Genomic DNA, 14,304 nt, shown 5'->3' on the forward strand with positions numbered 1-14,304 from the left:
CTGAACGTCTCGAAGCCGAACGCCTCGAAGCCGAACGTCTCGAAGCCGAACGCCTCGAAGCCGAGCGCCTCGAAGCCGAACGCCTCGAAGCCGAACGCCTCGAAGCCGAGCGCCTCGAAGCCGAGCGCCTCGAAGCCGAGCGCCTCGAAGCCGAGCGCCTCGAAGCCGAACGTCTCGAAGCCGAACGTCTCGAAGCCGAACGTCTCGAAGCCGAACGTCCCGAAGCCGAGCGTCTCGAAGCCGAGCTGCTCGAAGCCGAGCGCCGTCTGGCCGAAGCGCCGGAAGCAGTCGGTCATGTCGATACGCCGTTCGTGCCGGAGGAAGCTGCGCTCATCGAAGAAGCGGCTGCCGCGCCTGCCGTCGACATGCCTGCCATCGAAGTGCCCGCGATCGCGGTCGGCGGCACCGCCGCTGCCGCAGCGGTCGCCGCGATGCTCGGCAAGGCCGCTTCGGTCGATCCCGACGAAGCCCTCGACATGGACGATCTCGACGAAGACCTCGTCGACATCTTCGTCGAGGAAGGCCGCGACCTGCTCGACCATTCCGACCAGCTGCTGGTCCGCCTGCGCGAAAGCCCGGACGAACGCGAAGTCATCGGTGGCCTGCAGCGCGATCTGCACACGCTCAAGGGCGGTGCGCGCATGGCCGGTATCATGCCGATCGGCGAGCTCGGCCATGCGATGGAGTCCCTGCTCGAAGCGGCGGCCGAACATCGCACCCAGCTCGGTCGCCAGGACATCCCGCTGCTCGAGCGCGGTTTCGATCGCCTGCACACGATGGTCACCCGCGTCGGCGACCGCCGCGCGATCTCGATGCCGGATGCGTTGATCGAAGCCTTCGATGCGCGCGCCAAGGGCCGCGAATACACGCTGCCGGTCGATGCGCCGGTCGCCGTGCCGCCGGTCGTGGACAGCGTGGTCGAAGAGGCCGTACCCGTGCAGGAGGTGGCCGAGGCTGCCGCCGACACCCGCATCGAAGCGCCTGCCGAGGCCCAGTTCGAGGCCCCGGTCGAGGCTGCGCCGGTCTTCGCCGAAGACGTCGCAGCGACCGCGCCGGTCGCCGATGCCGTCGCCGCCGAGCCCGCGCCGCTGCCGACCGCCGCGCCGCGTCCCGCCACCGGCCTGCGTCCGCTGTCCACGCCGCTCGAAGCGTCGACCGGCGTCGACGAGGACGCCGCGCTGCGCGGCACGCAGGAACAGGTCCGCGTCCGCGCCGAATTGCTCGATCGCCTGGTGAACTACGCGGGCGAAGTCGCGATCTACCGCTCGCGCCTCGAACAGCAGCTCGGTGCCTTCCGCAGCGCCACCGCGGAAATGGAGCAGACCAACATCCGTCTGCGCGACCAGCTGCGTCGCCTGGAAATCGAAACCGAAGCGCAGATCATCGCGCGCTACCAGCGTGCGGGCGAGGAGGTCGAGAGCAACTTCGACCCGCTCGAACTCGACCGCTTCTCCAACCTGCAGCAGCTGTCCCGTGCGCTGGTCGAGACCTCCGCCGACCTGGGCAGCCTGCACACCACGCTGGACGACCTGACCCAGCAGTACGAAACCCTGCTGCTGCAGCAGTCGCGCGTGAGCTCGGAACTGCAGGAAGGTCTGATGCGCACCCGCATGGTGCCGTTCGACACCGTGGTGCCGCGCCTGCGTCGCGTGCTGCGCCAGGCGGCGAGCGACACCGGCAAGCAGGTCCAGCTGCGACTCGATGGCGCCCAGGGCGAACTCGACCGCAACGTGCTGGAGCGCATGACCGCGCCGCTGGAGCACATGCTCCGCAACTCGGTCGCGCATGGCCTCGAAATGCCCGACGTGCGTACCGCGAACGGCAAGGCCAGCGAAGGCGTGGTGCAGATCGCGGTGCGCAAGGAAGGTTCGGAAGTCGTGCTGCAGGTCAGCGACGACGGCCGTGGCCTCGATCGCGCCGCCATCCGCGCCCGCGGTGAAGCCCGTGGCCTGGTCCGCAAGGACGTCCCGCTGTCGAACGCGCAGCTCGATGCGCTGATCTTCGAGCCGGGCTTCTCGACGGCCGAGGAAGTCACCCGTCTCGCCGGCCGTGGCGTCGGCATGGACGTGGTCGCCAGCGAAGTGCGCCAGCTCGGCGGCACCATCGACATCCACTCCGAGCCGGGCAAGGGCACCGTCTTCACCCTGCGCCTGCCGCAGACCCTCGCGGTCACCCAGGCGGCCTTCGTGCTCATCGGCGAGACCACCTTCGCCGTGCCGATCGCGTCGGTGCGCGGCGTCGGCCGCATCCCGCGCGAAGAGCTCGCCAAGGGCGTCACCAATTACCGCTACGGCAACGAAGAGTACGTGCTGCATGATCTCGGCAAGCTGCTCGGCCACGCACCGGCGAAGGCCGAAGGCCAGCTGCAGATGCCGCTGCTGCTCACCCGTTCGGGCGACCTGCATGTCGCCGTGACCGTGGACCAGATCATCGGCAACCGCGAAATCGTGGTGAAGCCGATCGGCCCGCAGGTCGCGTCGATCCCCGGCATCTTCGGCGCCACCATCATGGGTGACGGCTCCGTCGTGGTGATCCTGGACGTCGCGCCGCTGGTGCGTCGCCAGGCCGCGCTGGCCGCCGAGGAAGTCATCGAGGTCGCGCCCGTCGAGGAGCGTCCGGTGCCGCTGGTCATGGTGGTCGACGACTCGATCACCATGCGCAAGGTCACCGGCCGCGTGCTGGAGCGCAACAACTTCGAGGTCATCACCGCGAAGGACGGCCTGGACGCGCTGGAGCGCATGGCCGAACGCGTGCCCGACCTGATGCTGCTCGACATCGAAATGCCGCGCATGGACGGTTACGAGCTGGCGACCGCGATGAAGGCCGAAGCCCGCCTCGCGAAGGTACCGATCATCATGATCACCTCGCGTACCGGCGACAAACATCGCCAGCGCGCGATGGACATCGGCGTCGACCGCTACCTCGGCAAGCCGTACCAGGAGAACGAGCTCATGCGCAACGTGTTCTCGCTGCTCGAACTCGAATCGGTGAGGCCGAATGGCTGACGTGCCCAACATCGGTGCAGGGACCCGCGTCGCGCTGCTCGCGCGACCGGGCAAGGCAGCCGACAACCTCGCCGATGCGGTGCGCCAGGCTGGCGCCGAGCTGATCGTGGCGGTCGATCCCGCCGCGACGGACGAGGCCGCATTGCGCGCGCTGCGTCCGCAGGCCCTGCTGATCGCGCTCGAACCGAGCATCGAGGCCTCGCTCGACAACTTCGACGACATCCTGGTCGATCCGTCGATGATCGTGATCTTCGACGAAGCGGACGTCGCGGCGCACCGCAGCGGCTGGGACGCGCAGCGCTGGGTCCGCCATCTGTCGGCGAAGCTGCGCCGCGATTCCAACGTGCTGCCCCCAGGTGCCGAGAACGAAGCCGACTGGCAGCCTTCGCCCGGCAAGGTGCCGGCGCCGTCGGCGGCCTATGCCAATGTCGACATGGCGAGCTTCACCGAAGAAGCAGTGGCGCATGCCGACAGCGTGCCCGCCGATGGCATGCCCGCCGACGCCCGGACGCCTGTCCCCGGACTGGATCCGGTCGTGCTCGATCCAGGCCTGCTCGACGCCATTCCCGCCGCGCCCGCACCGGTCGCACCGCCTGTGGCCGCACCCGTGGCGCCGCCGCCGGCAGCGACCTTCGAACCCGTGCCGGCCACGCCTGCGGAGACGCCGCGCGTGTCCTTCGGCGCGCTGGAGATCGAATCCCTCGAAATGGAGGTCGCCGAGGGCGAGTCCTTCAACATCGAGGCCTTCAACATCGAAGCCGTCGACTTCGGCGCCCCCGACATCGCACATGCCCCGATCGAATCGCTTTCGATCGACGCCATGGCGGAGGAGTCGCTCGACGACATGTCGGCCGCCGATGCGTCGCTGTCGCTGGACGCCTTCGATTTCGACGCGCCGGCTGTGGCTGCGCCTGCCGATTCTGCGCCTGCGGCCGCCGGCCTGCAGCTCGACGACGACGCGTTCTTCCTCGAAACGCTGTCCAACGACCGCGCCGCACCGACCGAACCGCTGCCCGAGATCCGTTTCGACGATTTCGATGCCGCCGCGATGGACTTCGAGTCGGTGCAGGCACCCGCGCCCAAGCGCGATCCGGAGACGGTGCTGTCGTTCGAGGAGCTGATCGCCCGGAGCATGGCTGCCGCCGATGACGTGCCGGCGTCCGAAACCGTCGGTTCCGCGCCCGCTGCGCCGATGTCGTCTCCGAACCTGCCGCCGCCACTGCCTGCATCCACCGCCGAGCCGGCGAATGCCGCGCCTGCGCCGGCCGTCGCTCCGACCTTCTCGCTGGGCGAACTCTCGCTCGCGCCGGTGGAGGATGCGCCCGTCGCCGCGCCGGCGCCTGCGGACAAGCCGAAGCCCGCCAGCCATGACCTGAGCGCGCTCGAAGCGCGGATCTCCAGCCTGTCGCTGGTCGCGATCGAGGACGAGGCGAAGCGCGGCACCGGCGACAACCCCTTCCTGCTCGATGACGATCCGCTGCCGCCGGCCCTCGACATGACCACGCCGGCCGCGCCGGTGGTGCCGTCGATCGCGCCACCGCCGCTGGCCAGCGCCGGCCCGCCGCCGCTGCCGCCGATCGCAGGCGCGGACACCGCCGGCGTCGTGCTGATCGAGGCCGGACTCGGTGGTCCGGATCCCGCGCGCCAGCTGCTGTCGTCGATTCCCGCCGATTTCCCGGCTGCCGTGCTGGTGCGCCTGCACCTGCAGGGCGGACGCTACGACCGACTGGTCGCGCAGATGGAGCGCGCGTCTGCGCTGCCGGTGGCCCTGGCGGCCAGCGGTGCGAGCGCGAACCCCGGCACCATCTACTTCATGCCCGACAGCGTCGGCGTCGAACCTGCCGGCGGTGGACGCCTGCGTTTCGTGCCCGAAGCGGGCGGCGCCACCGCCATCTTCGCGGCCCTGCCGCCGGGCGACAGCGCGATCGTCTTCCTCAGCGGCAGCGATCCGGCGCTGATCGACGCGGCGATGGCCGCCACCGCCACCGGCACCCTGGTCGCCGCGCAGACGCCGGAAGACTGCTACGACGGCGCGGCCTGCGCGGTGCTGCGCTCGCGTGGCGCGGCTTCCGGCCTGCCGGTCGAGCTGGCCGGCCGGCTCGCCGCGCGCTGGCCGAGCTGACCGTCGTCCCCGCCACGAGATTCGAAGCGAGTACACCCGTGAACACCCAAGCCAACGACATCCGAGGCGTGCTGATCCAGATCGCGGGTTCGCAGCTGCTGCTGCCGAACGCCGCGACCGTCGAAGTGCTGTCGTACGCCGATCCGGAGCCGATCGAGAACGCGCCGGACTGGCTGCTCGGCCAGATCCGCTGGCGCGGCTGGCGCCTGCCGCTGGTGTCGTATGCGCGCATCGCCGGCACGCACACCGAAGGCGCGGCCATCGGCACCAAGGTCATCGTGATCAAGGCGCTCGGCGGCGACCCGAAGATGCCGTATTTCGCGCTGGTGGCGCAGGGCTTCCCGCGCCTGGTCACGATCACCCGCGAGAACATGATCTTCGACAGCGAGCACCTCGAAAGCCTGCCCAATGGCATCAAGCTGCGCGTGCTGTTCAACGACGACACCGCGCTGGTGCCCGACCTCGACGCCACCGAGCGCCTGCTGATCGACGTGCTGCGTCCGGCGCCCAAGCCCGAGGTCGAGGCGGCGAACGAGGATGTGGCCGAGATCGCCGCCGAGGAGATCACCGCCGAGATCGCCGCCGACAGCGACGACATGCAGGAAGGCGCCTGACCGATCCGGTTGCGTTCCAGGTCGTGCGGCTCGACGCCGTCTGCCTGCCGCACGGACCGTCCCGATCGAGGATCTGATCGAAGTCGCAGCATCGCGTCCGGGCCCTTGCCCGGGGCTCCGGTGAGGGCGCGACCGCGCTATCCTCGTCCCGATCCGTCCACATCCGCCCGGGACGACATGCCCCCTCTGCGCAGGCCATCGCGATGCTGAGCGTCGGCGGCGTCATCGTCGCCGGACTGGCGTGGCTGGGCCTGATGTTCGCCGTCGCCGTGATCGGCGAGCGCCGCCCGCAGGCCTTCGCGCGACGCTGGGCCGTGGTCTACACGCTGTCGCTGGCGGTGTACTGCACCTCGTGGACCTTCTTCGGCACGGTCACCCAGGCCGCGCGTTCGGGCTGGCCGCTGCCCCCGACCTTCATCGGCACGATTCTGCTGTACGTCTTCGGCATCGGCCTGCTGATGCGCCTGGTGCGCCTGGTGCGCGAGAGCAATAGCACCTCCATCGCGGACTTCGTCGCCAGCCGACTCGGCCAGGACGGCTGGCTCGCGGCGGGCGTCACCTTCGTCGCGGTGCTCGGCATCGTCCCGTACATCGCGCTGCAGCTGAAGGCGGTGGCGATGAGCTTCGCGCTGCTGGTACGCGACGATGCCGCGCAGGTGCCGGCCTGGCAGGACAGCGCGCTGTACGTGGCGCTGGCGATGGCCGCGTTCGCGATGCTGTTCGGCACGCGCAGCGCCAGCGCGGCCGAGCACAACCGCGGACTGATCCTCGCGATGGCCTTCGAGGCCCTGCTCAAGCTCGGCGCGATGCTGGCGATCGGCCTGTTCGCGATCTCGCTGCCGACCGATCTCGCTGTCGCGCCCGTGCAGCCCGTCGCGCAGACAGATCTGTCCGGCTTCGGACCGCTGGTGCTGCTCGGCGTGCTGGCGATGTTCACGCTGCCGCACCAGTTCCATGTCGGTGCGGTGGAATGCCGCGAAGAGCGCGACGTGCTGCGCGCGCGCTGGCTGTTCCCGCTTTACCTCGTGCTGATCGCGCTGCCGATCCTGCCGCTGGCGCGCGCGGGCGATGCGCTGCTCGGTGCGCAGGGCGTGCCCTCCGATCTGTACGTGCTGGCGCTGCCGCTCTCGCAGGGGCACGAAGGACTGGCGTTGCTCGGCTTCCTCGGGGGGCTCAGTGCCGGCACCGGCATGGTGATCGTCAGCACCGTCACGCTCAGCCTGATGATCGGCAACCACTGGCTCACGCCGCTGTGGCTGCGCGGCCCGTGGGCGCCGAACCGCACGACCGCGACCGCATCGGCCGACCTGCGCGGCGCGGTGCTGGTGCAGCGGCGCATCGGCATCCTCGCCATCGTTCTGCTCGCCTGGGGCTATGGCCGCCTGATCGCCGGCAGCGACGCGCTGGCGGATGTCGGCGCGCTGTCGTTCTCCGCACTGGCCTCGCTGGCGCCTGCGCTGGGCTTCGCGCTGTGGCGCCCGCAGACGCCGCCGCGCGCGGTGCTGCTGGGCATCGCCGTGGCCGTCGCGCTGTGGATGTGGCTGCTGCTGGTGCCGGTGATGGTGGAGTCGCTGGTGCAGTCGCGCGGTGTGCATGCCGAGTGGCTGCGCACCGGGCCATGGGGCTGGTCGCTGATCGCGCCGGATGCGTTCTTCGGCCTGACCGGCTGGAGTCGGCTGGGGCGCGCGGTGGTGATGAGCCTGTTCGCCGGCGTGGTCGTCACCTGGATCGCATCGACGCGCGGCAGCGCGTGGTGGCAGGCCGGGCCGCGTCGTGCCGGTGCGCGCGGGCTGTCGCTTGACCTGCTGCGCGACGTCGGCCGGCGCTTCCTCGCGCGCGAGGTGGTCGATGCCGCGCTGTCCGGCGCGCGCGCCGACGCAGCGGTGCCGGCACTGCAGGAAGCGCGGCTCGAACGCGAGCTGGCCTCGGTGCTCGGCGCGGCGTCGGCACGCCTGCTGCTGGATGCGGCGCGACGCGAGGCCGGCCGCGACCTCGACACCGTCGCTGCGATCGTCGGCGAAGCTTCGCAGGACCTGCGTTTCAACCAGCGCCTGCTCGAAGCCGCGCTGGAGAACATGAGCCAGGGCATCAGCGTCGTCGACCGCGAGCTGCGCCTGGTCGCATGGAACCGGCGCTATGCCGAATTGTTCGGCTATCCGGAATCGCTGCTGCGCGTGGGCGTGCCGATCGCCGATCTGCTGCGCCACAACCTGCGCCACGGCTGGAACGTCGCTGCGATCGAGGACGAAGTCGACAAGCGCTTGCGCCACATGCGCGCCGGCACGCCCTACGTCAGCGAGCGCGTCTTCCCCGGCGGCATGGTCATCGAAATCCGCGGCAACCCGATGCCCGGAGGCGGTTTCGTCGCGACCTTCACCGATGTCACCGCGTTCCGCCAGACCGAGGCGGCACTGATCCGCAGCAACGAGACGCTGGAGCAGCGCGTCGCCGACCGCACCGCGCGGCTCGACCAGGCGCGCGCCGACGCAGAGCGCGCGAACGACGCGAAGAGCCGCTTCCTCGCCGCGATCGGCCACGACCTGCTGCAGCCGCTGCATGCCGCGCAGCTGTTCACCGACGCGCTGGTCGAACAGTTGCCCGACGCCGCGCGTCGCGGCACCGCGCGGCAGATCCGCGGCGCGCTCGATTCCACCGGCGACCTGCTCGCCGGCCTGCTGGACATGTCGCGGCTCGAAGCCGGCGGACTGGTCCCGCAGCCGCGCGCATTCCCGCTGGCCGAGGTGCTCGATCCGCTGGCGTCGGAGTTCCGCGCGCTCGCTGCCGAACGCGGGCTGGCGTTCCGCATGCGCCCGACGCGCGCCTGGGTACGCACCGATCCGCAGCTGCTGCGCCGCGTGCTGCAGAACTTCCTCGCGAATGCCGTGCGCTACACCGCGCAGGGCGGCGTGCTGCTGGGCGTGCGTCGCGACGGCGGGTGCCTGCGCATTGAGGTGCACGACACCGGCCCGGGCATCGCGGAAGCGGAACGGCAGGCGATCTTCGAGGAATTCCGGCGCGGCGACGGTGCGGCCGGGCAGGGGCTCGGCCTGGGACTGGCGATCGCGGACCGCATCGCGCGCCTGCTCGATGCACCGCTGGGTCTGCGCAGTCGGCCGGGCTGCGGCACGGCGTTCTCGCTGACCCTGGACGCAGTCGCGCCGGTGCATCCCGAAACGATGAGCGCGGGCCTGTCGCAGGACAGCGAGACGGGCCTCCGCGTGCTCGTCGTCGACAACGATCCGCAGGCCTTGGCCGCGCTGTGCGCGGTGCTTGCCGGCTGGCAGTACCGCGTTGTCGCGGTCGCCGACGGTGCCGCCGCCGAAGCCGCGCTCGCCCATACGCTCGCGGACCTGTGGCTGTTCGACTACCACCTCGACGACGGCGACACCGGCGTTGCGCTGCACGCGCGATTGTCCGCACGCTTCGGCGCGTGCCCGTGCCTGATCCTCAGCGCCGACGACAGCGGCGAGGTCCGTCGCGTCGCGCTCGAGCATGGCCTCGGCCTGCTGCCCAAGCCGGTGAAGGCGCTGGCGCTGCGCTCGATGCTGCGACGGTTGCTGGCGGCACGGAGCCTCTGATTGTCATCCCGAGCGTAGCGAGGGACCTGCTGTTGTTCAGGCGTGTCGCAACGATCCAGAAACAGGTCCCTCGCTGCGCTCGGGATGACAAGGCACCGCTTGCCCCGCGGCTTACAATGCGGCTCCCGCACCGGATACCGTCCCATGCCCTACACGCCGATCGTCGCCACCCTGGGTTACGTGCTGTCGCCGGATCGTTCGCAGGCGCTGCTGATCCATCGCAACGCGCGGCCCGGCGACCAGCACCTGGGCAAGTACAACGGTCTGGGCGGCAAGATCGAACCGGACGAGGACGTGGTCGCCGGCATGCAGCGCGAGATCCGCGAGGAAGCGGGCATCGAATGCGAGGAACTTGCGCTGCGTGGCACGATCAGCTGGCCCGGCTTCGGCAAGCAGGGCGAGGACTGGCTGGGTTTCGTTTTCGTCGTCACGCGTTTCAGCGGCAAGCCGTTCACGAGCAATCCCGAAGGCACGCTGGAATGGGTGCCGGTCGACCGCATCCTCGACCTGCCGCTGTGGGATGGCGACCGCCATTTCCTGCCGCTGGTGTTCGACGACGATCCACGCGCCTTCCACGGTGTGATGCCGTATCGCGACGGGCGGATGGTGTCGTGGAGTTATTCGCGGATCTGAGCTGACGGATTTGTATAGGGTGCGCCTTGGCGCACCGTGTCGGATCCTCGCGCGAAAAGCCGGTGCGCCAAGGCGCACCCTATGACAGCGTGTGCTCAGGGCCGCGATTCGCCCGATTCTTCCAGAATGCGCCAGGTGCCGTCGGTGTCCGGACCGACCAGCAGCGTGTGCGGCGCCGAGTAATCCTTCATCACCGAATAGCGCGTGGCCCTGATGCGGACGTTGTCGCCTTCGACGACGTAGCGCACCTCGCTGTAGCGGTCGAGATCGTTCTGTTCCTTCGCCACCGGCAGCACCTGGCGCAGCAGCGCCTTGTAGCTGGGTGCGGGCATGGCCATCTCGCGCGAGGTGCCGTCGGGGAAGATGCGGCGGTTGCTGATCTTCGCGGTGTCGGCGTACAGGTCGACGAGGGCGGAATCGAAGGCTTCGTTGAGTTGCACGAACCGCTCGAACAGTGCGCGGGCTTTGGCTTCCTGCGGCGATGCCTGCGTCTTCGCAGACGTGTCCGCAGGCTTTTTCGCGTGCGCGGGCAGGGCGGGCACGGCGGTGGCGAACAGGGCCAGGAGCAGGGCGGCGAGCAGGGGGCGAGTCGGGTGCAGGCGCATCGCGTCGGAATTCCATGCCGGGGATGCCGGATTGTGTCCGTGCATCGCCACGTACGGAAGGGCACGGAACCGCAGGCCCTTCAATTCCGTGATGCCGATTCGGCGATACGCGCCTGCAGGTGGCGATACCAGTCGCGTTCGATCCGGTCGGCCGGGCCGATCAGGCGCTCGAAGTTCTCCAGCGTGCCGCCTTCGGCGATCAGCCGTCGATAGGCATCGGCGTGGCGTCCGCCGTCGCCGTGGAACAGGAAGTGGGTGAGGCTCCAGTACTGCACGTAATAGCGGTTGACGTGGCTGTGGATGCTCGGCGCATCGCGGCCGGTGATCAGCGCGCGGATCGGGATCCACTGTCCGGCAGCGATGTCGGCGTCGAGGTCGCCGCTCAGTTCCGTGCGGTCCAGCCACCAGATCGGATAGGCGTCGCCGTCGATCTCGCCGGGCCGCAGGCGGCCGCCCACGATGCGGCTCGCGCCGAAATACGTGCCGAGGCCTTCCTCGATCCATTTCGTCTTCGGGAAGCGCGCGACTTCGTTGTTAAGCTGGTGCGTCGCCTCGTGCAGCATCCAGTGGTACGGATTCGCGCCATCCTTCGCGTAGTAGGCGTACGACACCGGCGCGAGGTAGTAGGCCTCGGCCCACGGGCTGCTGCGGTTGTTCGCCTGGAATTCGCCCTTGCGCGCGTACAGCGTGAGTCGCAGTTTCGGCGCATCCGCAGCGCGCGGCGCCACCTGCGGAAACCACGCCAGATAAGCGGCGTGCAGCGCCTCTACCGCATCGCCGACACGCAGGGTCTGTTCGTCGTCGGCGCTGCTGGTGATTGCGTAATGCGCGGTCTCGACAACGCGCGCGCCGGGCAGCGGCGCAGGATGCGCGGGCAGGCGCGCTCGTGCGGCGGCGGGTTTCGCGGCCTGCGCGCCCTGCATGGCCTGCGCTTCGCGATGCGCGCTGCTGCGCCACGCGACGTAGCCGCCGATGCCGAGCAGGAACAGCGCGGTGAGCAGTGCGGGCAGCAGGCGTTCGACGCGATCGCGCGGCATATGTGTCACGCTTCGCCGGTCTGCCGCGCCGGGTCGCTGATCTCCAGTCCGCGCAGGATCACGCTCGCCTGGGTGCGGTTGCGCGCGCCGAGCTTCTCGAAGATCGCGCTGAGGTGCGCCTTGACCGTGCGTTCCTGCACGTCGAGGCGGTCGGCGATCTGCTTGTTGAGCAGGCCTTCGGCGACCAGCGCCAGCACGCGGAATTGCTGCGGCGTCAGGCTGGCGAGGCGTGCGGCGAGGTCGGCGTCGTCGGGCGTGGACCGCGCGCGGGCGACGGCGGGGCGCAGCGCCGGCGGCAGCCATTCCTCGCAGGCGAGCACGGCGCGGATCGCGTCGCGCAGTTCGTCCAGGCCCGCGCTCTTGGGGATGTAGCCGGCGGCGCCGTGGTCCAGCGCGCGACGGACGATCTGCGGGTCCTCGTTTGCCGAGACCAGCGCGACCGCCACCGCCGGGTACTGCGCGCGGATCGCAGCGAGCCCGGCCAGGCCGTGGTTGCCGGGCATGTGCAGGTCGAGCAGCACCAGGTCTACGTCGGGGCGCGCCTCCAGCGTCGCCAGCACCTCGTCCAGCGAGGCCGCTTCACAGGTCTGCACATCGTCCGCCGCGTCCACCGCCGCGCCGCGCAGTGCGGCCCGGAACAGCGGATGGTCGTCGGCGATCAGCAGCAGGGGCATCGGCGATGGCGGAGTCGGGCAGGGTGCCGGCAAGCCTAGCAGGGCCGGGGCAGGCGATGACGGCCACGGTCTCGTACCAAAGTACGATGTCGCGGTCATGCGGCGCTGGTACGGTGATCGGTCATGATGCCCATCGCCCACTCCGCATGCCGTCCGGTCGTCGTCCTCGCGCTCGCGCTGGGTCTCGCCGCCTGCGCCTCCGCGCCCCGCCCTGTCACACCTTCGATGATCGAACGCGACGCTTCCGCCTTCCGTGTTCAGCGCACCACGTCGCATCGCGACGGCGACGACCTGCTGACCGCAGGCCTCGGCCTCGCCGGCCTGCGCATGCTTGCGCCGCCGGCGTTCGCCGATGCCGCCGCGCCGACGCCCGTCGAACTGCGCCGTCGCGCGATCTGGAGCAACTGGCGCGGCATCGCCGACCTCGCACCCGGTGGCGGCTACGGCGAGGTCTACGGCAGCGTGGCCACAGTACCCGGTCGCGAGTTCTCCGCGCTGGCCACCGTGCCCGGCGCGCGCCAGCCGCATCGCGTGCTGGTCCAGGTGCCCGATGCCTTCGATCGCACGCGCCGCTGCGTGCTGGTCGCGCCGTCGTCGGGCTCGCGCGGCGTGTACGGCGCCATCGCGGTCGCCGGCGCCTGGGGCCTGCCGAAGGGCTGCGCCGTGGCCTACACCGACAAGGGCACCGGCAGCGATTACGTCGATCTCGATGCACGCACCGGCATGCAGGCCGACGGCAGCATCGCGGCGCTCGGCACCGAAGCGCTGGCCTTCGCGCCCGAGGTGCCCGAAGGCGCGACCGGCGTCGCGTTCAAGCATGCGCACTCGCAGGACAACCCCGAGGCCGACTGGGGCCGCCACGTGCGCCAGGCCGCCGAGTTCGCGCTGGTCGCACTCGACGAGGCGTTCCCGGCCGAGGCGCCGTTCACCTTCGCCAACACCCGGGTGATCGCGGTCGGCATCTCCAACGGCGGCGGCGCGGTGCTGCGCGCGGCCGAACAGGACGGCGACTGGCTCGACGCGGTGGTCGCCGGCGAGCCCAGCGTGCTCGTCGACGGGCACGACAGCCGCGCGCTGTACGACTACACGACCGAAGCGATGCTGCTGATGCCCTGCGCATTGCTCGCGATGGACGACCTGCCGCAGCCGCCGCTGCAGGCGCAGGCGCGCGGCCAGTGGACCGAGCGCTGCCGCGTGTTGCGCGAAGCCGGACTGGTCGATGGCAGTGATGCCGATGCGCAGGCCCGCGACGCGCTCGCGCGCATGCGCGCCTCCGGCTGGACCGACGAGGCCCTGCGCGCAGGTGCGCTGAGCGTCGGCTTCGATCTCTGGCGCGCGGTCGCGGTGAACTACGCCTCGGCCTACGGCCGCTTCGGCATCGACGCGCATCCCTGCGGCTACGGTTGGTCGGCACAGAACGCGGAGGGTTCGCGTCGCGTCGCCACCGCCCAGGAGCGCGCGGCGTGGTGGAGCGACGCCAGCGGCATTCCGCCCGGCGCGGGCGTGGGCATCGTCGACGACAGCGTCCGTGTCGATCCCTCCCTGTCGCGACTGCAGTGCCTGCGCGGGCTGTGGAGCGGCGCATCGGTCGAGGCCGAGCGCGTCCATCGCGGCGTCGCGGAGACGCGCGCTGGACTGCCACGCAAAGGCTTGCCGGTGACGGTGATCCACGGCGCCGACGATGGCCTGATCCCGATGGCCTTCACCAGCGCGCCCTACGTGGCGAAGGCGCGTGCCGCCGGTCGCGACGTACGTTTCTGGCAGGTTCGCCACGCCCAGCATTTCGACGCCTTCCTGGGATTGCCCGACTACGGCGCGCGCTACCTGCCGATGCTGCCCTACGTCTACCGCGCGCTGGACCGCACGCTCGACGCGCTGGAGCAGGGCAAGTCGCTGCCCGGCGACGCGGTGATCGACACCGTCCCGCGCGCCGGGAAGCCGCTGACGGCGGAGCATCTGGCGCTGCCTTGATCGACGGAGCACCATCGCCGTGCCGGCATGCACGCCGGCGCAGGGAGGTGTCGTCTTGAAGCCGG

Annotated in this window: 9 protein-coding genes and 2 pseudogenes; 7 read left to right on the top strand and 4 right to left on the bottom strand. The window is 70.5% G+C overall.

Translation table 11 applies throughout. From position 1 onward, the window contains the following. Window positions 1-288, bottom strand: a 288-nt coding sequence (locus ACFQ0E_RS10315) for a pentapeptide repeat-containing protein (protein ID WP_386824107.1), incomplete at its 3' end; no start/stop codon positions are given. Between the two features lie 188 nt (window positions 289-476). Here ACFQ0E_RS10315 and ACFQ0E_RS19235 point away from each other — a divergent pair. The 6 genes and pseudogenes from ACFQ0E_RS19235 to ACFQ0E_RS10340 form a co-directional block, all read left to right on the top strand. Beyond that, window positions 477-731, top strand: a pseudogene (locus ACFQ0E_RS19235) (Hpt domain-containing protein); the annotation flags it as partial. 318 nt (window positions 732-1,049) lie between these two features. Beyond that, window positions 1,050-3,005 (top strand): annotated as a pseudogene (locus ACFQ0E_RS10320) (response regulator); the annotation flags it as partial. Beyond that, entirely contained in the window at window positions 2,998-5,127 is a 2,130-nt protein-coding gene (locus ACFQ0E_RS10325) for a chemotaxis protein CheB (RefSeq protein WP_386823563.1), read from the top strand. The pseudogene ACFQ0E_RS10320 and the gene ACFQ0E_RS10325, both read left to right, overlap by 8 nt. 38 nt (window positions 5,128-5,165) lie before the next feature. Beyond that, window positions 5,166-5,741 (top strand): chemotaxis protein CheW, encoded by a 576-nt coding sequence (locus ACFQ0E_RS10330; RefSeq protein ID WP_386823564.1) that lies wholly within the window; start codon window positions 5,166-5,168, stop codon window positions 5,739-5,741. Window positions 5,742-5,944: 203 nt separating this feature from the next. Beyond that, window positions 5,945-9,319 (top strand): PAS-domain containing protein, encoded by a 3,375-nt coding sequence (locus ACFQ0E_RS10335; RefSeq protein WP_386823565.1) that lies wholly within the window; start codon window positions 5,945-5,947, stop codon window positions 9,317-9,319. 144 nt (window positions 9,320-9,463) lie between these two features. Next, window positions 9,464-9,952 carry an NUDIX hydrolase gene (locus ACFQ0E_RS10340; RefSeq protein WP_386823566.1) on the top strand — a complete coding sequence of 163 codons (489 nt, stop codon included), beginning with the start codon at window positions 9,464-9,466 and terminating at the stop codon, window positions 9,950-9,952. Between the two features lie 95 nt (window positions 9,953-10,047). Here ACFQ0E_RS10340 and ACFQ0E_RS10345 read toward each other — a convergent pair whose 3' ends face one another. The 3 genes from ACFQ0E_RS10345 to ACFQ0E_RS10355 form a co-directional block, all read right to left on the bottom strand. After that, complete coding sequence (locus ACFQ0E_RS10345; protein WP_386823567.1) at window positions 10,048-10,557, bottom strand: hypothetical protein; 510 nt, start codon at window positions 10,555-10,557, stop codon at window positions 10,048-10,050. Between the two features lie 80 nt (window positions 10,558-10,637). Further along, the gene (locus ACFQ0E_RS10350; protein ID WP_386823568.1) at window positions 10,638-11,603 is read right to left on the bottom strand and encodes a DUF1570 domain-containing protein; all 966 of its coding nucleotides are present in this window, start codon (window positions 11,601-11,603) and stop codon (window positions 10,638-10,640) included. Continuing rightward, window positions 11,600-12,268 carry a response regulator transcription factor gene (locus ACFQ0E_RS10355; RefSeq protein ID WP_386823569.1) on the bottom strand — a complete coding sequence of 223 codons (669 nt, stop codon included), beginning with the start codon at window positions 12,266-12,268 and terminating at the stop codon, window positions 11,600-11,602. The genes ACFQ0E_RS10350 and ACFQ0E_RS10355 overlap by 4 nt, the downstream gene beginning before the upstream one ends. A gap of 123 nt (window positions 12,269-12,391) precedes the next feature. On the opposite strand from ACFQ0E_RS10355, the gene ACFQ0E_RS10360 reads away from it, so the two are divergent. Next, window positions 12,392-14,239, top strand: coding sequence for a 3-hydroxybutyrate oligomer hydrolase family protein (locus ACFQ0E_RS10360; protein WP_386823570.1), 1,848 nt, complete (start codon window positions 12,392-12,394; stop codon window positions 14,237-14,239). The last annotated feature ends 65 nt before the right edge of the window (window positions 14,240-14,304 follow it).

Origin of the sequence: Lysobacter brunescens (assembly GCF_042677005.1) — a bacterium.
Taxonomy (GTDB): domain Bacteria; phylum Pseudomonadota; class Gammaproteobacteria; order Xanthomonadales; family Xanthomonadaceae; genus Lysobacter_I; species Lysobacter_I brunescens.

Bases quoted from the DNA above. Each gene is read 5' to 3' on its own strand.
- ACFQ0E_RS10325 (WP_386823563.1), top strand. From the start codon at position 2,998: ATGGCTGACGTGCCCAACATCGGTGCAGGGACCCGCGTCGCGCTGCTC.
- ACFQ0E_RS10335 (WP_386823565.1), top strand. From the start codon at position 5,945: ATGCTGAGCGTCGGCGGCGTCATCGTCGCCGGACTGGCGTGGCTGGGC.
- ACFQ0E_RS10355 (WP_386823569.1), bottom strand. From the start codon at position 12,268: ATGCCCCTGCTGCTGATCGCCGACGACCATCCGCTGTTCCGGGCCGCA.
- ACFQ0E_RS10360 (WP_386823570.1), top strand. From the start codon at position 12,392: ATGATGCCCATCGCCCACTCCGCATGCCGTCCGGTCGTCGTCCTCGCG.
- ACFQ0E_RS10345 (WP_386823567.1), bottom strand. From the start codon at position 10,557: ATGCGCCTGCACCCGACTCGCCCCCTGCTCGCCGCCCTGCTCCTGGCC.
- ACFQ0E_RS10340 (WP_386823566.1), top strand. From the start codon at position 9,464: ATGCCCTACACGCCGATCGTCGCCACCCTGGGTTACGTGCTGTCGCCG.